The sequence below is a fragment of the Streptomyces sp. 378 genome, from assembly GCF_030124145.1.
GTDB lineage: Bacteria > Actinomycetota > Actinomycetes > Streptomycetales > Streptomycetaceae > Streptomyces.
Map to the genome: position 1 here is coordinate 220,772 of NZ_JASKMS010000005.1, position 19,780 is coordinate 240,551.

The window sequence follows — 19,780 nt, forward strand, 5'->3', positions numbered from 1 at the left end:
GGTACGCCCCTCGTGCGGGTGCGTGAGCTCAACAGCCCGTCACGCGGATGTCAGTTGTGGCCGAAGCTGCGCTTTCGCTTGCCGGACGCCATCTCGCCGGGGGTCACCTCGACCTCGGGCTGGGGCTCCGTCTGCGAGGCGGGGCTGCGGTCGGCCCGCTGGCCACGCTCGGTCGGACGCTGCTGCTTACGGTCACGGTTCTTGTTCTTGGCCATGGTGATGCCTCCTGAGGGGGACTAGGGGCCAGGGCCGGGACCAGATTCACACAGCCCGACAACGATCGCATGTCGGACAATTACCGTGCGTGACAGGGCGGTCGGAGCGGAAAGTCCCGAAACGCCACGCCGAAGATCGAGTTCGGGCCGTTAACCTCCGCGCCGTCGGGCAGACTCGAAACAAGCCCGAAGCAAACCTCCTGGGAAGAGGGTGAGTCGCGTGGACCGCTGCATCGTCCTGGTGGACGCTGGGTATCTGCTGGGAGCCGCGGCGAGTCTCCTCGCCGGGGAGCCCTCACGGTCCCGCATCACCGTCGACCACACCGCCCTCATCCAGGGGCTGCGTGAGCGTGCCGAATCCGACACGCAGCAGCCGCTGCTGCGCATCTACTGGTTCGACGGCGCCCCCGACCGCGTTCCGCAACCCGAGCACCGCAGGCTGCGCGTGATGCCCCGGGTCACCGTCCGGCTCGGCGCGCTGACCCGCAGCGACGGCCGCTGGGCGCAGAAGGGCGTGGACGCCGCGATGCACGCCGAGCTCACCGAACTGGCCCGCAACCGCGCCTGCTCCGACGTCGTCCTCGTCACCGGCGACGGCGATCTGCTGCCCGGCATGATGGCCGCCAAGGAGCACGGCGTCGCCGTCCACCTGTGGGCCGTCCAGGCCGCCGACGGCGACTACAACCAGTCCGAGGACCTGGTCGCCGAGGCCGACGAGCGGCGCGTCCTGGACCGTACGTGGATCACCAGGGCCGTCCGCGCCAAGGACCACTCCGGGGTGTGCGCGCCCCAGCCCGCGCCCCGGCCGGAGATCGCCGCGATCCTCTCCGCGCCGCTGCCCGAGTCCGCCCTCGGCGCCGCGACCGAACGGCCCGCCCCGCAGCCCCGGCACCCGACGGCCGACCCCGGGCACAACGGCACCGAGGAGCGGCTGCCCGCCGCCAAAGGCGTCCCCACGCCCAAGGACCTCGCCGCCCTGCGCGCCCCCGGCCCCCAGCCCGCCCAGCCCCCCGCCTCCGCCACCCTCCGGTGGTCCTCCGACAAAGGCTGGGTCGACCGGCCCACGGCCGAGCCCCCCGAGGCCGCCTCGATGCCGACACTCGCCCAGCTGACCACGGCCGAGCAGCGGTGGGCCGACCGCGAGGAGGACATCACCACCGTCGGCGGCGACCCCTACGAGGTGGGGCAGGTCTTCGCCCGGCGCTGGGTGGAGCGCCTCGGCGACCAGGGCCACCTACCGAAACTGTCCGGGATGTACCCGCGCATCCCGCACCGCGTCGACGGGGAGCTGCTGCGCTACGCCGCCCGTTTCGGCCTGCTCGCCCACAAGGACGACCAGATCGACGAACGGGACCGGTACGCCATCCGGGCCGGGTTCTGGCGGGAGATCAGCGTGCGCACAGGCGTGGAGCACCCGCCCGTCGACGCCTGAGATCATCGACGACGGATTTCCCGTCGCGGACCGCCCCGAGAGCGGACCGGGGTCGCCGACCCCGTAGTCTCGTCCTTTGTGAGTAAGCGCGCGGCACAGGCATTTCGGCACGACGGTGACGTCGTGTGCGCGGTCCGCGGGCTGACCAAGACCTATCCGGCGGTGCGGGCCCGGCGCGGCGCCCCCGCGACACCCGAGGTCCGGGCCACCGACGACGTGACGCTGGACATCCGCCGCGGCGAGATCTTCGGCCTGCTCGGTCCGAACGGCGCCGGCAAGTCCACCCTCGTACGCCAGCTGACCGGGCTGATGCGGCCCGACCGCGGCGGCGTGGAGATCCTCGGCCACGACATCGTGCGCCACCCCGAACGGGCCGCGCGGATCCTCGCCTACCTCGGGCAGGAGTCGACCGCCCTGGACGAGCTCACCGTCTCCCTCGCCGCCGAGACCACCGGGCGGCTGCGCGGGCTGGACCTACGGCACGCGCGGGCCGAGCGGGACGCCGTCCTCGACGAGCTGGGCCTCACGGCGCTCGCCGGGCGGCCGCTGAAGAAGCTCTCCGGGGGCCAGCGGCGCCTGGCGTGCTTCGCCGCGGCCCTGGTGGGGGAGCGGCCGCTGCTCGTGCTGGACGAGCCGACCACCGGCATGGACCCGGTGGCGCGCCGGGCCGTGTGGTCCGCCGTCGACCGGCGGCGGGCCGAGCGCGGGACGACCGTGCTGCTCGTCACCCACAACGTCATCGAGGCCGAGACCGTGCTGGACCGGGTGGCCGTCCTCGACCGGGGGCGGGTCATCGCCTGCGACACCCCGGCCGGGCTCAAGGAGCAGGTCGCCGGTGAGGTGCGCGTCGACCTGGTGTGGCGGGACGCGGCTCCGCTGCACGTGCCCGAGGTGGCCGCGCTGCGGGACCGTGTCGTGGAGTCGGGCCGCCGCTGGACGCTGCGGCTCGGGCCCGAGGAGGCCCGGGCGGTCGTCGCGACCGTCACCGGCGGGGCCGCTTTCGCCGCCCTGGACGACTTCACGCTGGCCACGCCGAGCCTGGAGGACGTGTACCTGGCCCTCGGCGGTGCCGCGCAGCAGGGGCTGGTGAAGGTGTGAGCACCGGGGCGCGGGGCGCGCCGGTGGTGAGTGCACCGGCCGCCGTATCCGTATCGAACAGGCGACTGCCGCAGTGGACCCGAGCGAAGGGAAGCAGCACGACGTGAGTGTCGTACCCGCCGAAGTCCTGCCGGGCAGTGCCCTGGCCGTGGACGAGCCCGCCGTGTGCGCGGCCGAGCTCGGACCCCGGGCGCGGCTGTGGCCGTCGCTGGCGGCCGTGTACCGGGCACAGCTGTCCCGGGCGAGGGTGGCGCGGATCCCACTGCTGTTCGTGGCCACCTTCCAGTCGGTCGGGATCATGATCCTGATGCGCGGGGTCGTGGACGACGGGGTGGAGGCGCAGGCCGTCGTCGCCGGGTCGTCGGTCCTGGTGGTCGCCTTCGTCGCGCTGAACCTGCTCGCGCAGTACTTCGGGCAGCTGCGGGCCAGCGGCGGACTCGACCACTACGCGACGCTGCCGGTGCCGCCGGCGGCCGTGGTGCTGGGCGCGGCGGGCGCGTACGCCTCGTTCACGGTGCCCGGGACCGTCGTGACGGCGGTCTTCGGCTGTGTGCTGTTCGGGCTGCCGATGGCCCATCTGTGGATCCTCCTGGCCGTGATCCCGCTCGCGGGCGCGGCGCTCGCCGGGCTCGGGGCGGCGCTGGGGCTGCTCGCGCCCCGGCCGGAGCTGGCCACGCTGCTCGGGCAGCTGGGCATGTCGGCGGCACTGCTGCTGGGCGTGCTGCCCGCGGACCGGATGCCGGAGGTCGTGCGCTTCACGCGGGACCTGCTGCCCTCGACGTACGGCGTGGAGGCCTTCGCGCGGACGTTCGGGCCACACCCCGACTGGGCGTTCGTCCTCGGTGACCTCGCCGTGTGCGCGGCCGTCGGCGTCGTCTCGCTGGCCGTGGCCACGTGGGCCTACCGCCGGGCGGCCGTCCGGTGAGCGCGCGGGGGTCGTCCGGTGACGCGGCACGCGAACAGGCCTGGCACGATGGCAGGGTGACCGCACCATTGACTCCGCCACCGCCGCCGCATGAACACTCCGCACAGGGTTCGTGGCAGCCGCCGGCCGCCGGGCCGCAGGCTCCCGGGTCGCAGCACGCCGAGTACGCCGGGCACGGCTGGTACGGACAGGACGGCCCCGGGATGAAGACGGAACTGCGGGAGTCCGCCGTGATCGCGGTGGCCGTGGCGCTCGGCGGGGTGCTGCTCGGAGTGCTGTGGTGGTGGCTCGCGCCGCACGTGCCGCTGGTCGGTGACGTGGTGGAGAAGAACTGGGTCGTCTTCCTCAAGGACACCGAGGGCGAGCAGGCCATCGGCGTCGACGGCACGTTCACGCTGCTCGGGCTGGGCTTCGGCGTCGTGAGCGCGCTGGTCGTCTTTCTGCTGCGGCGGCGCGGGGGCGTGCCGCTCGTGGTGGGGCTCGCCCTCGGCGGGCTGCTCGGTTCGCTGCTCGCCTGGCGGGTCGGCGTGTGGCTCGGACCCGAGCAGGACGTGATCGCGCGGGCGCGGGAGGTGGGCCAGGGGGTGACGTTCTCCGCGCCGTTGAAGCTGGGCGCGAAGGGGGCGCTGCTGGCTTGGCCGCTGGCCGCGCTGGTGCTGCACCTCGGGCTCATGGGGCTGTTCGGGCCCCGGGACCCGGAGCCCGAGTTCCCGGCCGGGCCGTATCCGCAATCGCCCGCCTCTAGCGGCCGATAGGCGCCAGGACCGCCTCCGTCAGCTCGCGCAGGTCCTGAGGGGCGAGTTCCACCTCCAGGCCCCTCCGGCCCGCCGACACGCAGATCGTCGCGTGCGCCGACGCCGAGGCGTCGAGGACCGTCGGCAGTTTCTTGCGCTGCCCCAGGGGGGAGATGCCGCCCCGGACGTAGCCGGTCGTGCGTTCCGCCAGGGTCGGGTCGGCCATCGTGGCGCGTTTGCCGCCGACCGCCGCGGCGAGGGCCTTCAGATCCAGCTGGCCCGCCACCGGGACCACCGCGACCGTCAGCGTGCCGTCGACGTCCGCGACCAGGGTCTTGAAGACGCGGTCCGGGGAGACGCCCATCGCCTCGGCCGCCTCCTCGCCGTAGCTGGGGTGTGCCGGGTCGTGGTCGTAGGCGTGGACCGTGTAGGACGTGCCCGCCGCCGTGAGGGCCACCGTCGCGGGGGTGCCGCCCGCCTGTTGCTGCTTCTTCGACTTCTTCGCCATGCCGGTCCGCTCAGTTGAGGCTCATCGGGCCGCGCGTCAGATCCGACGCCGGCAACGACGGCAGACTACGGATGATCGCCGTCTCCGAGCGAAGGAGTTTCAGCTCGTCGCGCAGGCGGGACGCCGTGTCGGGCGCTTGGAGCAGGCGCTGCTTGGTCGGGGTGTCCAGCGTCATCGCCGCCGCCACCAGGTACGACACCACGCCCGGCTCGTCGGGCAGGTCGGTGCCGGTCGCGAGCGAGCGTTCCCGCGCCCCGGCCAGCCGCTTCTGGTACTGGCGGAAGGACCGCAGCACCCCCTCGGCCAGCGGCGCGGCCTCGTCCCCGGGCTCCTCCTCCAGCGGCTCCAGCTCGGCCGTCAGGAAGGGCCCGGACGCCTCGACCGACAGCAGCTTCACCCGGGTGGTGCCGGTCGCCAGCACCTCGAAGGAGCCGTCGGTGCGCTCGCGGATCGTCGCCGCGTCCGCGATGCAGCCCACCTTGTGGAACGCCTTGGCCGGGTGCGTGCCGAAACCGGCCGCCGGTCCCCGCTCGGGCACGGCTGTCGGGTCGGGCATGCCGGGCGCGGTGGGGGCGACCTCGTGGCCGTCCCGGATCGCCACGACGGCGAACCGGCGCGGCTCGTCCTCCGGCGTCTTCAGCAGTTCGCGCATCATGGCGCGATACCGCTCCTCGAAGACGTTGAGAGGGAGCACGAGCCCCGGGAACAGCACCGAGTTCAGGGGGAAGAGGGGGAGCCGGACGGTGGTCACGACGCAAAAGCCTAATGGTCGCCGGGACGGACCCGTCCGCCCCGTTCACTCCGTGGATGCCAGGAGGGGTCCGCGGCCGTCGCGGCCCGGATGTCGTCGCGTACGCGCAGGAAGTGGCCGAGCGGGTCGTCCGACACCCGGTCCCAGGGGAACGAGGTGGCGTACGGGCCGTTCAGGAGCAGCTGTTCGGTGGCGTCCTGCCAGCGCTCCAGGCGCACCAGGACGAAGATCAGCAGGTTCCGCATCCGGGCCGGCCAGGGATCGACCGCGGGCAGCAGCGGGGACAGCGCGATCGCCCGGTCCACGGCCGCGTCCAGCCGCTCCCGGGACACCTCGGGCCCGCAGCCGTCGGTGAGGTAGCCGAAGGCGGCCCGCAGCGGGAGCGCCTGGACGAGCGCGCCGGGGGGAGCGTCCTGGGCGGCCCGGTCGGCGAAGTCGAAGCACTCGTGGTGCGAGCCGTGCCAGTGGGTGGCCAGGTAGCGCAGCGCCGCCACATGGCAGCCGTAGTGGTGCGGGGCACGGCGTACGGCCGCCTCCCACAGCTCCTCGAAGTAGGTGTGCCCGGCCTGGGCGCCCCGGGCGTGGTCGAGCGCAAGCCGCCACGGCACAGGGTCCCGCTGGTCGCCCCGGGCCGCGGCCGTGATGAGCGGGCTCACCTCGCGCAGCAGCTCGGCCCGGGCCGGTGACCGCCGGGCGCGGTCCACCGCCAGCTGGGCCGCGACCAGCAGCGCGTCGGGGTCCTGCGGGGCGAGGGCGAGCCAGGCGTCCAGCCACTCGGGCCGTGAGTGCGCGAAGGCGGCCAGCCGGGTGACGTACCGGTCGCGCCGTTCCCATTCGGAGGCCGCGCGGGTGGCCAGGAGCAGGCCGGCGGCTGGCCCGTGCTCACCCCGGGCGGCGGCGACCAGCGCCGGACTCAGCCGGGCGTCCGGTGCGTCGAGCAGCACCTCGTCGTCGGCGCGGGGCTCGCCGACGGGGTGGGGGGAGGTCCTTGCCATCCGGCTCGGGCGGATGAACGGGAGCTGCATTGCCATGGTGCCGACCATTGAAAGTCGGGTGGTCATCGCGGCGCCAGACCGTTCATCAAACCTGCGGAAAGTTGTACATCCGATGGTCAAGAGAGCGTAAAGGTGTGACAGTTCAATAACTTTGGCCACAGCAGCATCATCAGTTGCGCCGCAGCACCCGTGTCGCCCCCGCCGCCACCGTCGTCGCCAGGACCCAGCCCAGCAGGATCATCGCCGTCGCCAGCCACTGCCAGGCGCCGCGCAGCTGCCAGAAGCCCACCTGGCCGAGGTCGATGACCGGCAGCAGCAGATCGAGGGCGAAGAGCGTGGGATTCCACTCCGGGTGTTCGCCCCGCCTCATCGGCGGACGGCCGGCCTGCGCGAAGGTGAGCGAGCCCGCCGCCCACAGCACCGCCATCCACACCGCGGCCCGGCCCGGCCGGTACCCGTAGGCGACCGTCCAGTCCTGCGCGTACCCCCACAGCTTGGCCGCGATCGGCAGGCTCTCGCGATGCCGGCGCTGCTTGGCGAGCAGCACCTCGCGGGCGTCCTCGTCCTCCCCGCAGGCCCGCAGCACGGCCGCGAGCCGCTCGTACGGTTCCGGGTTGTACTCGGCGGTCGCCGCCGCCACCCAGGCCAGCCGCTCGGCCGGCGGGAACGGTCCGCGCGGCACGAGGTTCTCGTAGGCGAAACCGCCCATGTGCAGCCGGCCCGGGCCCGGCCAGGCGTCCGCCCGGTCCATCAGGTTGACGACCTTCGCCCCGGACAGCACCACCCGCCCGCGCGCCGGCTGCTCCCCGAGGAAGCGCAGCTCGGGAGTCTGCACCCGGCGCAGCGACAGCTCCTGGTCGTCGGTGAGGGTGAACCGGGCCTGCTCGAAGTCGACCGCGTCGCCGAACCGCCCGTCGTCCAGCCGCATCCCGCCCTCGCACTCGAAGCGCTGGATCCGCGTCCCCTCGGCCGGCGTCATGCCGCTCATCGCCTGGGCGCCGACCCCCGCCGGGGTGAGGTACAGGCTGCGCTCGACGGTCAGCTGCGGCGCGTTCAGCGCGAGCCGGGCGTACGGGTTCGCCAGGCGGGCGCCGCGCAGGCTCAGGGAGACGCCGACGGTGGCCGCGCGCAGGCTCAGCTCGCCGTGCGACTCCAGCAGCTCGGCCTGTAAGTCCTGGCCGACGGTCAGGCCGTCCGCGGCGATCGACCGGCCGCTGTGGTCCCGGTGCACGATCGCCTGGTTCAGCATCAGGTCCGTGCCGATCTGCGCGTCGGTGAGCCGGATGCCGTGGTGGAAGCGGCAGCGCGGCAGATGCAGATCACCCTCGGTGTGCACCCGGGCCGCCTCGAGCCGCGGCACCGAGCAGTCCACCATCCGCAGGGTCGTGAAGCGGGCCTCCGGGAGCAGCACGTCCTGCTCGAACCGGCACCGGCGCAGCTCGACGTACGGCACCACCGTGCCGCCGGCGAGTTCCAGCGAGCCGCTGACCTGCACGCCGACCAGCTTCAGCGAGGACACGCGACCGGCCAGGGCGGGCGGGCCGTCCAGCAGCAACCAGCACACGATCCGGGCCCGCACGGTCCGCTCCGCGCCCCACGGACGACCGCCGTGCGGATCGTCCGCCACGGCGTCGCCGCTGCTCAGGTCGTACACGGTCCCGTTGCGGAAGGCCTGCCACATGCCGGCCTCGGCCGCGGTCAGGTCGTCGGGCAGATCCCCGGCACGGAGGCCGGCCCCCTCGGTCACGGCTCTTCCCTCCTCCCCGGGTACGCGCCGGTTGGTTTCTTCGTACAACTGTTCATGCCCGCTGTGTGACGCCCCGAAAGCAGGAGGTGAAGGGGATCTTCCGCCTTCCGGGGGCTTCTGTATCAGCCATTGATACGCGCGGACGGCGTCTCATCCGGGTCTGAGAGAATTGAGCCCGTGATCTCTCGAATCGATCTGCGCGGCGACGCCCTTCCCGAGGGCCCCGCCCTGCGTGACCTGCTGCCCCGAGCCGACTTCGACGTAGCGGCCGCCCTGGAGAAGGTGCGTCCGCTCTGCGAGGACGTGCATCATCGGGGCGACGCGGCGCTGATCGACGCCGCCGAGCGGTTCGACGGGGTCCGGCTCGACCAGGTGCGGGTGCCGGCCGCCGCACTCGCCCGCGCGCTGCGGGAGCTCGACCCGGCCGTGCGCGCGGCTCTGGAGGAGTCCATCCGCCGCGCCCGTACCGTCCACCGCGAGCAGCGCCGCTCCTCGCACACCACACAGGTCGTGCCCGGCGGCAGCGTGACCGAGAAGTGGGTCCCGGTCGACCGGGTGGGGCTGTACGCGCCCGGCGGCCGGTCCGTGTATCCGTCCTCCGTGATCATGAACGTGGTGCCCGCGCAGGAGGCCGGCGTCGAGTCCATCGCGCTCGCCTCGCCCGCCCAGGCCGACTTCGGCGGCCTGCCGCACCCGACGATCCTCGCCGCCTGCGCGCTGCTCGGCGTCGACGAGGTGTACGCGGCCGGCGGTGCCACCGCCGTCGCGATGTTCGCCCACGGCACCGAGTCCTGCCCGCCCGCGAACATGGTCACCGGCCCCGGCAACATCTGGGTCGCCGCCGCCAAGCGCTACTTCACCGGCAGGATCGGCATCGACGCCGAGGCCGGCCCGACCGAGATCGCCGTCCTCGCCGACGACACGGCCGACCCGGTGCACGTCGCCTCCGACCTGATCAGCCAGGCCGAGCACGACCCGCTGGCCGCCGCCGTCCTGGTCACCGACTCCGTCCGGCTCGCCGACGCCGTCGAGAAGGAGCTGGAGCCGCAGGTCGCGGCCACCCGGCACATCGACGACCGGATCGTCCCGGCCCTGTCCGGCCGGCAGTCCGCGATCGTCCTGGTCGACGGCATCGACGAGGGCCTGAGGGTGGTCGACGCGTACGGCGCCGAGCACCTGGAGATCCAGACGGCGGACGCCGCCGCCGTGGCCGACCGCGTCCGGAACGCCGGCGCGATCTTCGTCGGCCCCTGGGCCCCGGTCTCCCTCGGCGACTACGCGGCCGGCTCCAATCACGTCCTGCCCACCGGCGGCTGCGCCTGCCACTCCTCCGGCCTGTCCGTCCAGTCCTTCCTGCGCGGCATCCACATCGTCGACTACACCCAGGACGCCCTGGCCGAGGTCGCGCACCACGTGGTGACGCTGGCGGAGGCGGAGGACCTGCCGGCCCACGGTGCGGCGATCAAGGCCCGGTTCGGTTGGAAGGTACCCGCAAGCAAGTGACAGGCATCGACGATCTCCCCGTACGGGACGAGCTCCGCGGCACGTCCCCTTACGGCGCGCCCCAGCTGGACGTCCCGGTTCGGCTGAACACCAACGAGAACCCCTATCCGCTGCCCGAGCCGCTGGTCGAACGGATCGCCGAGCGCGTCCGTGAGGCGGCCCGCACGCTCAACCGCTACCCCGACCGGGACGCGGTCGAGCTGCGCACGCGGCTGGCCGAGTACCTGACGGACACCTCCGGCCACGAGGTCGGCGTGGCCGGCGTCTGGGCGGCCAACGGCTCCAACGAGGTCATCCAGCAGCTGCTGCAGACCTTCGGCGGACCGGGCCGCACCGCCATGGGCTTCGAGCCGTCCTACTCGATGCACGGCCTCATCTCGCGTGGCACCGGCACCGGCTGGATCTCCGGCCCCCGCAACGACGACTTCACGATCGACCTGGCGGCGGCGCGGAAGGCCATCGCCGAGCACCGGCCGGACGTCGTCTTCGTCACCACCCCCAACAACCCCACGGGCACCGCCGTGCCGCCCGAGACGGTCCTCGCGCTGTACGAGGCCGCACAGACGGCGAAACCGTCGATGGTCGTGATCGACGAGGCGTACATCGAGTTCAGCCACGGCGCCTCGCTGCTGCCGCTGCTGGAGGGGCGCCCGAACCTGGTCGTCTCCCGCACCATGTCGAAGGCGTTCGGCGCGGCGGGCCTGCGCCTCGGCTACCTCGCCGCGCACCCCGCCGTCGTCGACGCCGTCCAGCTGGTCCGGCTGCCCTACCACCTGTCGGCCGTCACCCAGGCGACCGCCCTGGCCGCCCTGGAGCACACCGACACGCTGCTGGGCTATGTCGAGCAGCTCAAGACCGAACGGGACCGCCTGGTCACCGAACTGCTCGCGATCGGCTACGAGGTGACCCCCTCGGACGCCAACTTCGTACAGTTCGGCCTGTTCGAGGACTCCCACGAGACATGGCGGAAGATCCTCGACCGGGGCGTCCTGGTCCGGGACAACGGCGTACCCGGCTGGCTCCGGGTCACCGCCGGAACCCCCGAAGAGAACGACGCGTTCCTCGACGCGGTCCGTGAACTGAAGAAGGAGCAGGAGCTATGAGCCGCGTAGGACGCGTCGAACGGACCACCAAGGAGACGTCCGTCCTCGTCGAGATCGACCTCGACGGCACGGGCAAGACGGAGATCTCCACCGGCGTCGGCTTCTACGACCACATGCTCGACCAGCTCGGCCGGCACGGTCTGTTCGACCTGACCGTGAAGACCGAGGGCGATCTGCACATCGACTCGCACCACACCATCGAGGACACCGCGCTCGCCCTCGGCGCCGCCTTCAAGCAGGCCCTCGGCGACAAGGTGGGCATCTACCGCTTCGGCAACTGCACGGTCCCGCTGGACGAGTCCCTCGCCCAGGTCACCGTCGACCTGTCCGGCCGCCCCTACCTCGTGCACACCGAGCCCGAGAAGATGGCGCCGATGATCGGCGAGTACGACACCACCATGACCCGGCACATCCTGGAGTCCTTCGTGGCCCAGGCACAGATCGCGCTGCACGTGCACGTGCCCTACGGCCGCAACGCGCACCACATCGTGGAGTGCCAGTTCAAGGCGCTCGCCCGGGCCCTGCGGTACGCGTCCGAGCGTGACCCGCGCGCGGCCGGCATCCTCCCCTCCACGAAGGGCGCCCTGTGAACGGCATCTCGACCCTGCTGATCGTCGTCGGCCTCTTCCTCGCCGGCGGGATCTACTCCTTCGTCAAGCAGAAGATGCCCAAGGGTCTGATCGTGCTGCTGTCCATCGGCGCCGCGATGTGCCTGGCGGCCGGTGTGGTGAGGCTGGAGGTGTGGAATTGAGCGCCCCGCAGAAGAAGGTCGTCGTCTTCGACTACGGATTCGGCAACGTCCGTTCCGCCGAGCGTGCCCTCGCCCGCGCCGGGGCCGACGTGGAGATCACGCGTGACTACGACAAGGCCCTGAACGCCGACGGCCTGCTGGTCCCCGGCGTCGGCGCCTTCGCCTCCTGTATGACGGGCCTGCGCGAGGCGCGTGGCGACTGGATCGTCGACCGCCGGCTGTCCGGCGGCCGCCCGGTCATGGGCATCTGCGTCGGCATGCAGATTCTCTTCGCGCGCGGCATCGAGCACGGCGTCCAGAGCGAGGGCCTCGACGAGTGGCCCGGCTCGGTCGAGCCGCTCCAGGCCGAGATCGTGCCCCACATGGGCTGGAACACCGTCGAGGCGGCGCCCGGTTCGCAGCTGTTCGCGGGCCTGGACGCGGACGCCCGCTTCTACTTCGTGCACTCCTACGCCGTCCACGACTGGTCGCTTCAGACGCACAACCCGGCGATGGCCGCCCCCAAGGTCACCTGGTCCACGCACGGCAAGCCGTTCGTCGCGGCCGTCGAGAACGGCGCCCTGTGGGCCACGCAGTTCCACCCCGAGAAGTCCGGCGACGCCGGAGCCCAGCTCCTCACCAACTGGATCGGAACACTGTGAGCAAGCTCGAACTCCTTCCCGCCGTCGACGTCCGCGACGGCCAGGCCGTCCGCCTGGTGCACGGCGAGTCCGGCACGGAGACCTCCTACGGCTCCCCGCTGGAAGCCGCCCTGGCCTGGCAGCGCTCCGGCGCCGAATGGCTGCACCTGGTCGACCTGGACGCCGCGTTCGGCACCGGGAACAACCGCGAGCTGATCGCCGAGGTCGCCCGGGCCATGGACATCAAGGTGGAGCTGTCCGGCGGCATCCGCGACGACGACACCCTCGCCGCCGCCCTCGCCACCGGCTGCAAGCGCGTCAACCTCGGCACGGCCGCCCTGGAGACCCCGGAGTGGGTCGCCGAGGTCATCGCCGAGCACGGCGACAAGATCGCGGTGGGTCTCGACGTCCGCGGCACGACCCTGCGCGGCCGGGGCTGGACCCGCGACGGCGGCGACCTCTACGAGACGCTGGAGCGCCTCGACAAGGAGGGCTGCGCGCGGTACGTCGTCACCGACATCGCCAAGGACGGCACCCTCCAGGGCCCCAACCTGGAACTGCTGCGCAACGTGTGCGCCGCCACCGACCGCCCGGTCGTGGCCTCCGGCGGGGTCTCCTCGCTCGACGACCTGCGGGCCATCGCCGACCTCGTCCCGCTCGGTGTCGAGGGGGCCATCGTAGGGAAGGCGCTGTACGCGAAGGCGTTCACCCTGGAAGAGGCCTTGGAGGCTGTGTCGTCATGACCGTGCGGCGTGTGCAGAGCGGAAGTCCCTGGGAAGAGTCCTTCGGTTTTGCACACGCCGTCGCGGCGGGCGACCGTGTGCTGGTCGCGGGCACGACCGCGTTCAAGGGCGACGTGCTCTACGGCGAGGGCGATCCGTACGAGCAGGCCAAGATCGCCTTCACCAGCGCCCTGGAGGCGATCGCCGAGTTCGGGCTCGCACCCGAGTCCGTGATCCGCACCCGGGTGTGCCTGGCGCACGCCCGGGACGTCGACGCCGTGGGCCGGGCGCACAAGGAGATGTTCGACGCCGTACGCCCGGTCACGACCCTGCTGATCGTGCAGGGCTTCATGGACTCCCGGGTCCTGGTGTCGGTGGAAGTGGAAGCATTCCGAGGGACCCCCTCACAGGAACACTAAGAGGAGCAGGATTCATGACCCTGGCGGTCCGAGTCATCCCCTGCCTGGACGTGGACAACGGCCGGGTCGTCAAGGGCGTCAACTTCCAGAACCTGCGCGACGCGGGCGACCCCGTCGAGATGGCCAAGGTGTACGACGCCGAGGGCGCCGACGAGCTGACGTTCCTGGACATCACCGCCTCGTCGGGCAACCGCGAGACCACGTACGACGTCGTGCGCCGCACGGCCGAACAGGTGTTCATCCCGCTCACGGTCGGCGGCGGCGTCCGCACGGCCGAGGACGTGGACAAGCTGCTGCGGGCCGGCGCGGACAAGGTCGGCGTCAACACGGCCGCCATCGCCCGCCCGGAGCTGATCCGCGAGATCGCCGAGCGCTTCGGCCGCCAGGTCCTGGTCCTGTCCGTGGACGCCCGCCGTACCGAGTCGGGCTCCTTCGAGGTGACCACCCACGGCGGACGCCGGGGCACCGGCATCGACGCCGTGGAGTGGGCGCACCGGGCCGCGGAGCTCGGCGCGGGCGAGATCCTGCTCAACTCGATGGACGCCGACGGCACCAAGGACGGCTACGACCTGGAGATGATCCGGGCCGTTCGGAAGCACGTCACGGTCCCCGTCATCGCCTCGGGCGGCGCGGGCAGGCTGACCGACTTCCCCCCGGCCGTCGAGGCGGGCGCGGACGCGGTCCTGGCCGCGTCGGTGTTCCACTTCGGCGACCTGCGCATCGGCCAGGTCAAGGAGACGCTGCGGGAGGCGGGGCACCCGGTGCGCTGACGCCCCGTCCGCCGAGAGCCCCGGCCGCGCCCCGCGGCCGGGGCCTTCTCAGATCCCGAGCTGCTTGGTCTCGTGCAGCTTCGCGATCGCGTTCTCGTCGCCGTCCAGGTCGACCTTGGCCGCGCTCCGGCGGCCATAGCAGAACAGGACCAGTTCGGACGGCTCGCCGGTCACCGTGACCACCGGGGTGCCGCGGTGGGCGACCGCCGTCTGGCCGTCGGGGCGGCGCAGGACCAGGCCCGTCGGCACGCCGCGGCCCATCAGGCGGGCCGTGCGCTCCAGACGGGACCACAGAGCGTTCTGGAAGACCAGGTCCAGGTCGCGGGGGGACCAGTCGGGCTGGGCGCGGCGGACGTCCTCGGTGTGGACGTAGAACTCGACGAGGTTCGACGCTTCGTCGACCGGCTTCAGGCTGAAGGGCGAAAAACGCGGCGGGCCCGTACGGATCAGCTGGATCAGCTCCTCGTACGGCTTGTCGGCGTACTCCGCCATCACCTTGTCCAGGCGTGACGCGAGTTGCTTGATCAGTATCCCGCCGGCGGCGTCCGGGCGGCGCTCGCGCACCACCACGTGCGCGGCGAGGTCCCGGGTCGTCCAGCCCTCGCACAGGGTGGGCGCGTCCGGGCCCGCGGTCTCCAACAGGTCGGCGAGGAGAAGTCGTTCACGCTTGGCATGGGTCGACATGCCGCCCAGCCTACGGCCGGTCCCCCGGTCAGCCCAGCAGACGTGCCGATTCCCCTCCGACGGGTGTTCCGCCCAGTGGACACTCCGCCTGGCCTGTCAGTGGCGCACGGCACAATGGTCGGCATGACCAGCAAGCCCGCCCGTCGCCCGGCCACCGCCCCTCACGGAGGCGCTTCGCGCCACAGTGCTCCATCCGGCCGCCTCGACGCGGAGATCGCCGCGCGCCTCAAGCGCAGTGCCGACGGCCTCCTGCCCGCCATCGCCCAGCAGTACGACACCGGCGAGGTGCTCATGCTCGGCTGGATGGACGACGAGGCGCTGCATCGCACCCTGACCACCGGCCGGTGCACCTACTGGTCGCGCAGCCGCCGGGAGTACTGGGTCAAGGGCGACACCTCCGGCCACTTCCAGTGGGTGAAGTCCGTCGCCCTCGACTGCGACGCGGACACCGTGCTCGTCAAGGTGGACCAGGTCGGCGCCGCCTGCCACACCGGCGCCCGCACCTGCTTCGACGAGGACGTGCTCCTCAAGGACGGCGGCTCCGCCCGCCCCGCCCCGGATCAGTAAGGTCAGCGGCCATGGACCTCGAGACCTTCCGCAAGCTCGCCACCGACCGGCGGGTCATCCCCGTCACCCGCAAGCTCCTCGCCGACGGCGACACCCCGGTCGCGCTCTACCGCAAGCTCGCCGCCGAGCGCCCCGGCACCTTCCTGCTGGAGTCCGCGGAGAACGGCCGCTCCTGGTCCCGGTACTCCTTCGTGGGGGTGCGGGCGGCGGCCACGCTCACCGCACGCGACGGGCAGGCCCACTGGCTCGGCGCCCCGCCCGTCGGCGTCCCCACGGACGGCGACCCCCTCGCCGCCCTGCGCGCCACCATCGAGGCCCTGCACACCCCCCACCAGGAGGGCATGCCGCCCTTCACCGGCGGCATGGTCGGCTATCTCGGCTACGACATCGTCCGCCGCCTGGAGAGGATCGGCCCCGGCGAGCGCGACGACCTGAAGCTGCCCGAGCTGACCATGCTCCTCACCAGCGACCTGGCCGTCATGGACCACTGGGAGGGCTCGGTCCTGCTGATCGCCAACGCGATCAACCACAACGACCTGGAGACGGGCGTCGACGAGGCCCACGCCGACGCCGTGGCCCGCCTCGACGCCATGGAGGCCGACCTCTCCCGCCCGGTCGCCCAGCCCCCGGCCGTGCTCCCGCCCTCCGAGCTCCCCGAGTACACCGCGCTGTGGGGCGGCCCCGACTTCCAGGTGGCCGTCGAGGACATCAAGGAGCGCATCCGGGCGGGCGAGGCCTTCCAGGTGGTCCCCTCCCAGCGCTTCGAGACGCCGTGCACGGCGAGCGCGCTGGACGTCTACCGGGTCCTGCGGGCCACCAACCCGTCCCCGTACATGTACCTGTTCCGCTTCGACGGCTTCGACGTCGTCGGCTCGTCCCCCGAGGCCCTGGTCAAGGTCGAGGACGGCCGGGCCATGGTCCACCCCATCGCCGGCACCCGCTGGCGCGGCGCCACCCCGCAGGAGGACCAGGCCCTCGCCGAGGAGCTGCTCGCCGACCCCAAGGAGCGCGCCGAGCACCTCATGCTCGTCGACCTCGGCCGCAACGACCTGGGGCGGGTCTGCGAGCCCGGCTCGGTCGAGGTCGTCGACTTCATGTCCGTCGAGCGGTACTCGCACGTGATGCACATCGTCTCGACGGTGACGGGCCGCGTCGCCCCGGGCCGCACCGCCTTCGACGTCCTCACCGCCTGCTTCCCGGCCGGCACCCTCTCCGGCGCCCCCAAGCCGCGCGCCATGCAGATCATCGACGAACTCGAACCGTCCCGGCGGGGCCTCTACGGCGGCTGCGTCGGCTACCTCGACTTCGCCGGCGACTCCGACACGGCCATCGCCATCCGCACCGCCCTGCTGCGCGACGGCACCGCGTACGTGCAGGCCGGCGCGGGCATCGTCGCCGACTCCGACCCGGTCGCCGAGGACACCGAGTGCCGCAACAAGGCGGCCGCGGTCCTGCGGGCCGTCCACACCGCGAACCGGCTCGGAAAGGCCTGAGATGAACCCCGGGTGACGGTTCGCCCGGGGTTCAGGCGATAGTGGGGTACGTGACTGCTGTACCTCACCCCCGTTCCGAAGCCCCCGGATCCGCCCGGGCCGGCCGCCTGAGCCTCGCCGTCGCGCTGCTGAGCGGCGCGCTCGGCGCGGCCGTGGCGCTGCTCGCCACCCGGCAGCAATGGTCGCAGGGCACCGCGACGGTGGCCGGTGGCGCCTTCCCCCTGACCGCCAAGGGCAGCGACGTCACGGGCGTTCCCGCGGCGCTCGCCATAGTGGGCCTCGCCGCGCTCGTCGCCGTCTTCGCCGTCCGCCGGGCCGGCCGCTTCGTCGTCGCCGGGCTGCTGGCGCTCTCCGGCGCCGGCATCGTCGTCGCGGCCCTGCTCGGCGCCTCCGACGGCTCCGCGCTCGACGAGCAGGCCGCCCGGGCCTCCGGCGACACCTCGGCCTCCGTCGACGCCCTCGGCCACACCGCGTGGCCGTACGTCGCGGTCGTCGGCGGTGCGCTGATCCTCCTGGCCGGGCTGCTCGCCCTGCGCTACGGACGGCTGTGGCCCGCCATGTCCGGCCGCTACGAACGCGGCGGCACGCCCCAGCCGCGCCGCAAGGCCCCCGCCGCCGACCCCGACCGGCCCGAGGACCTGTGGAAGGCACTCGACCGCGGCGAGGACCCGACCGGGGCCTGAGGGGTCCTTTCACTATGCCCCGTCCGGGTCGCGCGGCCTGGCACCGCACCTCGCCGCGTTGCCGGAAGGCCCTCGGAGCTCCTCCCCCACTCTCGGCTTCGCTCGAGCGGGGGGACCCCCATCGAGGGCCTTCCGGCGCCTTGCGATGCACGGCACCAGACCACGCGACCTGATCGGACGCTCATAGTGAAAGGACCCCTGAGCCCACACGGGGGACCGGGAGGCACCCCCGCTCACCCCGCGGGCGCGCGTGCGCGACAATGGCCCCGAGCGTCCTGCTCAGACACGCACACAGCAACGAGGAGCAAGCAATGGCGGGCAGCAGCCACGGTCACACCCCGGCCGCCTGGACCGGTGTCATCATCGCCTTCATCGGTTTCTGCGTCGCGGGCGCGTTCATGGTGATGGACCAGCCGGTGGGCTTCTGGGCGGGCATGGTGGTCGTGCTGCTCGGCGGTGTCGTCGGCGCCATCATGCGGATGATGGGCCTGGGCCAGCCCAAGGAGGCGCAGCAGCCGCACCGCACCACGGGCGACCGCGAGCCGGCCGGCGCCGGGAGCTGACCCCGCGGCACGATCCGCGGAGCACGTCCTCACGTGAGGGGCGGCCGGCACACGGGTGCCGGAGCCGCCCCTCACGCGTGTGCGGGGCACAATGCATACCGTGAACGCCGAGAGCCGAGGGGTGACGTCCAGCGTCCCGGGCCGGCTGGCCGTCCCCGCCGGGGTGCTCGGGGCCGTAGCCGCCGCCTTCGCCTACGTGGGCGCCGTGGACCCGAACGAACCCGGCCACTACCCCGCCTGCCCGCTGCTGCGCTACACCGGCCTCTACTGCCCCGGCTGCGGCGGACTGCGCAGCGCGCACGCCTTCGTCCACGGTGACGTCCTGACGGCGCTGCAGGCCAACGCGCTCGCGACCCTCGGCTTTCTGGGGTTCGCCGCGCTGTGGACCGTATGGGTGGTGTACGCGGCCCGCGGGCGCCCGCTGCGGATCGACCCCCGCCCAGGGTTGGTGTGGAGCCTCGGAGCGTTGCTGCTGGTCTTCACCGTTGTCCGGAACCTGCCCTTCGGTGGCTGGCTTCACCCTTGATCGTCTGGCGGATGTCCAGCTAGTGGGACCGGCGTCAACCGGATGTGAGGCCTGCGCCCGGCTGCGGATACCATCGCAGTGACCATCGGTTTTCGATCGGTCGCTGGAACTGTCAAGCGTCTGGAAGGGGGCCGCTCGCGTGAGTGTGCTCGACGAGATCATCGACGGAGTCCGTGCCGACCTCGCGGAGCGGCAGGCGCGCGTCAGCCTCGACGAGCTCAAGGAGCGCGCGGCGAAGGCTCCCGCGGCCAAGGACGGCGCGGCCGCACTGCGCGGCGACGGCGTCAAGGTCATCTGTGAGGTCAAGCGCTCCAGCCCGTCCAAGGGCGCGCTGGCCGCGATCGCCGACCCGGCCGGACTCGCCGCCGACTACGAGGCGGGCGGCGCGGCCGTCATCTCCGTCCTCACCGAGGAGCGCCGCTTCGGCGGTTCGCTCGCCGACCTCGAGGCGGTCCGCGCCCGGGTGGACATCCCCGTGCTGCGCAAGGACTTCATCGTCACGTCGTACCAGCTGTGGGAGGCCCGCGCCTACGGCGCCGACGTCGTGCTGCTGATCGTCGCCGCCCTGGACCAGCCCGCCCTGGAGTCCCTCATCGAGCGCGCCGAGTCCATCGGGCTCACACCGCTCGTGGAGGTCCACGACGAGGACGAGGTCGAGCGGGCGGTCGACGCCGGCGCCCGGGTGATCGGCGTCAACGCGCGCAACCTCAAGACCCTGGAGGTCGACCGCGGCACCTTCGAGCGGGTGGCGCCGGAGATCCCCGACCACATCATCAAGATCGCCGAGTCCGGCGTCCGCGGCCCGCACGACCTCATCGCGTACGCCAACGCCGGCGCCGACGCGGTCCTGGTCGGCGAGTCCCTCGTGACCGGCAAGGACCCCAGGACGGCGGTCTCCGACCTGGTGGCGGCCGGCGAGCACCCCGCGCTCCGGCACGGCCGGAGCTGATCACCCGCTAGGCTTGGCCCCG

Annotated in this window: 24 protein-coding genes; 18 read left to right on the forward strand and 6 right to left on the reverse strand. The window is 72.7% G+C overall.

Annotated features, from left to right (window positions below; all coding sequences use genetic code 11):
* Nucleotides 1-50 precede the first annotated feature (50 nt).
* Entirely contained in the window at nucleotides 51-215 is a 165-nt protein-coding gene (locus QNO09_RS09730; RefSeq protein ID WP_283969691.1) for a hypothetical protein, read from the reverse strand.
* A 220-nt stretch (nucleotides 216-435) separates the two neighbouring features.
* Here QNO09_RS09730 and QNO09_RS09735 point away from each other — a divergent pair, with 220 nt between their 5' ends.
* The 4 genes from QNO09_RS09735 (at nucleotide 436) to QNO09_RS09750 (ending at nucleotide 4,425) form a co-directional block, all read left to right on the forward strand.
* The gene (locus QNO09_RS09735; RefSeq protein ID WP_283969692.1) at nucleotides 436-1,647 is read left to right on the forward strand and encodes an NYN domain-containing protein; all 1,212 of its coding nucleotides are present in this window, start codon (nucleotides 436-438) and stop codon (nucleotides 1,645-1,647) included.
* A 123-nt stretch (nucleotides 1,648-1,770) separates the two neighbouring features.
* Nucleotides 1,771-2,745, forward strand: a complete 975-nt coding sequence (locus tag QNO09_RS09740) for an ABC transporter ATP-binding protein (protein ID WP_283969830.1) — start codon at nucleotides 1,771-1,773, stop codon at nucleotides 2,743-2,745.
* 103 nt (nucleotides 2,746-2,848) lie between these two features.
* The gene (locus tag QNO09_RS09745; protein WP_283969693.1) at nucleotides 2,849-3,670 is read left to right on the forward strand and encodes an ABC transporter permease; all 822 of its coding nucleotides are present in this window, start codon (nucleotides 2,849-2,851) and stop codon (nucleotides 3,668-3,670) included.
* Nucleotides 3,671-3,726: 56 nt separating this feature from the next.
* Entirely contained in the window at nucleotides 3,727-4,425 is a 699-nt protein-coding gene (locus tag QNO09_RS09750) for an AAA family ATPase (protein WP_283969694.1), read from the forward strand.
* Here the strand turns inward: QNO09_RS09750 and ybaK are convergent.
* The 4 genes from ybaK to QNO09_RS09770 form a co-directional block, all read right to left on the reverse strand.
* Entirely contained in the window at nucleotides 4,412-4,912 is a 501-nt protein-coding gene (gene ybaK, locus QNO09_RS09755) for a Cys-tRNA(Pro) deacylase (RefSeq protein WP_283969695.1), read from the reverse strand. The two genes, QNO09_RS09750 and ybaK, sit on opposite strands and share 14 nt — an antisense overlap.
* A gap of 10 nt (nucleotides 4,913-4,922) precedes the next feature.
* A complete protein-coding gene (locus QNO09_RS09760; RefSeq protein WP_283969696.1) occupies nucleotides 4,923-5,663 on the reverse strand; it encodes an LON peptidase substrate-binding domain-containing protein in 741 nt (246 codons plus the stop codon).
* Between the two features lie 11 nt (nucleotides 5,664-5,674).
* Nucleotides 5,675-6,706, reverse strand: coding sequence for a hypothetical protein (locus tag QNO09_RS09765; protein ID WP_283969831.1), 1,032 nt, complete (start codon nucleotides 6,704-6,706; stop codon nucleotides 5,675-5,677).
* 121 nt (nucleotides 6,707-6,827) lie between these two features.
* Complete coding sequence (locus QNO09_RS09770; protein WP_283969697.1) at nucleotides 6,828-8,405, reverse strand: oxidoreductase; 1,578 nt, start codon at nucleotides 8,403-8,405, stop codon at nucleotides 6,828-6,830.
* A 177-nt stretch (nucleotides 8,406-8,582) separates the two neighbouring features.
* Between QNO09_RS09770 and hisD the strand changes: the two genes are divergently transcribed.
* Genes hisD through hisF form a run of 8 tightly spaced genes read left to right on the forward strand, consistent with a single transcriptional unit; the run spans nucleotide 8,583 to nucleotide 14,293 of the window.
* Nucleotides 8,583-9,908: a histidinol dehydrogenase gene (hisD, locus tag QNO09_RS09775; RefSeq protein ID WP_283969698.1), complete on the forward strand. Its 1,326-nt coding sequence runs from the start codon at nucleotides 8,583-8,585 to the stop codon at nucleotides 9,906-9,908.
* On the forward strand, nucleotides 9,905-11,011 hold the full coding sequence (locus QNO09_RS09780; RefSeq protein ID WP_283969699.1) for a histidinol-phosphate transaminase: 1,107 nt from the start codon (nucleotides 9,905-9,907) through the stop codon (nucleotides 11,009-11,011). Before hisD ends, QNO09_RS09780 begins: the two co-directional genes overlap by 4 nt.
* Nucleotides 11,008-11,601, forward strand: coding sequence for an imidazoleglycerol-phosphate dehydratase HisB (hisB, locus tag QNO09_RS09785; RefSeq protein ID WP_059416503.1), 594 nt, complete (start codon nucleotides 11,008-11,010; stop codon nucleotides 11,599-11,601). Before QNO09_RS09780 ends, hisB begins: the two co-directional genes overlap by 4 nt.
* Nucleotides 11,598-11,762, forward strand: coding sequence for a CG2302 family histidine operon protein (locus QNO09_RS09790; protein WP_184982776.1), 165 nt, complete (start codon nucleotides 11,598-11,600; stop codon nucleotides 11,760-11,762). Before hisB ends, QNO09_RS09790 begins: the two co-directional genes overlap by 4 nt.
* Nucleotides 11,759-12,403, forward strand: coding sequence for an imidazole glycerol phosphate synthase subunit HisH (hisH, locus tag QNO09_RS09795; RefSeq protein ID WP_451520097.1), 645 nt, complete (start codon nucleotides 11,759-11,761; stop codon nucleotides 12,401-12,403). The genes QNO09_RS09790 and hisH overlap by 4 nt, the downstream gene beginning before the upstream one ends.
* Complete coding sequence (gene priA, locus QNO09_RS09800) at nucleotides 12,400-13,125, forward strand: bifunctional 1-(5-phosphoribosyl)-5-((5-phosphoribosylamino)methylideneamino)imidazole-4-carboxamide isomerase/phosphoribosylanthranilate isomerase PriA (RefSeq protein WP_283969701.1); 726 nt, start codon at nucleotides 12,400-12,402, stop codon at nucleotides 13,123-13,125. Before hisH ends, priA begins: the two co-directional genes overlap by 4 nt.
* Nucleotides 13,122-13,523, forward strand: coding sequence for a Rid family hydrolase (locus QNO09_RS09805; RefSeq protein ID WP_283969702.1), 402 nt, complete (start codon nucleotides 13,122-13,124; stop codon nucleotides 13,521-13,523). Before priA ends, QNO09_RS09805 begins: the two co-directional genes overlap by 4 nt.
* 14 nt (nucleotides 13,524-13,537) lie before the next feature.
* The gene (gene hisF / locus QNO09_RS09810) at nucleotides 13,538-14,293 is read left to right on the forward strand and encodes an imidazole glycerol phosphate synthase subunit HisF (RefSeq protein ID WP_283969703.1); all 756 of its coding nucleotides are present in this window, start codon (nucleotides 13,538-13,540) and stop codon (nucleotides 14,291-14,293) included.
* A 48-nt stretch (nucleotides 14,294-14,341) separates the two neighbouring features.
* On the opposite strand, the gene QNO09_RS09815 is transcribed toward hisF, so the two are convergent.
* Nucleotides 14,342-14,977, reverse strand: coding sequence for a TIGR03085 family metal-binding protein (locus QNO09_RS09815; protein ID WP_283969704.1), 636 nt, complete (start codon nucleotides 14,975-14,977; stop codon nucleotides 14,342-14,344).
* A 123-nt stretch (nucleotides 14,978-15,100) separates the two neighbouring features.
* Here QNO09_RS09815 and hisI point away from each other — a divergent pair, with 123 nt between their 5' ends.
* The 6 genes from hisI (at nucleotide 15,101) to trpC (ending at nucleotide 19,758) form a co-directional block, all read left to right on the forward strand.
* Nucleotides 15,101-15,544: a phosphoribosyl-AMP cyclohydrolase gene (hisI, locus tag QNO09_RS09820; RefSeq protein WP_283969705.1), complete on the forward strand. Its 444-nt coding sequence runs from the start codon at nucleotides 15,101-15,103 to the stop codon at nucleotides 15,542-15,544.
* A gap of 11 nt (nucleotides 15,545-15,555) precedes the next feature.
* On the forward strand, nucleotides 15,556-17,037 hold the full coding sequence (locus tag QNO09_RS09825) for an anthranilate synthase component I (RefSeq protein WP_283969706.1): 1,482 nt from the start codon (nucleotides 15,556-15,558) through the stop codon (nucleotides 17,035-17,037).
* Nucleotides 17,038-17,078: 41 nt separating this feature from the next.
* The gene (locus QNO09_RS09830; protein WP_283969707.1) at nucleotides 17,079-17,720 is read left to right on the forward strand and encodes a TIGR02234 family membrane protein; all 642 of its coding nucleotides are present in this window, start codon (nucleotides 17,079-17,081) and stop codon (nucleotides 17,718-17,720) included.
* A gap of 311 nt (nucleotides 17,721-18,031) precedes the next feature.
* Nucleotides 18,032-18,283, forward strand: a complete 252-nt coding sequence (locus QNO09_RS09835) for an HGxxPAAW family protein (protein WP_283969708.1) — start codon at nucleotides 18,032-18,034, stop codon at nucleotides 18,281-18,283.
* A 91-nt stretch (nucleotides 18,284-18,374) separates the two neighbouring features.
* Nucleotides 18,375-18,809, forward strand: a complete 435-nt coding sequence (locus QNO09_RS09840; protein WP_283969709.1) for a DUF2752 domain-containing protein — start codon at nucleotides 18,375-18,377, stop codon at nucleotides 18,807-18,809.
* Between the two features lie 139 nt (nucleotides 18,810-18,948).
* Entirely contained in the window at nucleotides 18,949-19,758 is an 810-nt protein-coding gene (gene trpC / locus QNO09_RS09845) for an indole-3-glycerol phosphate synthase TrpC (protein ID WP_030848367.1), read from the forward strand.
* Nucleotides 19,759-19,780 lie beyond the last annotated feature (22 nt).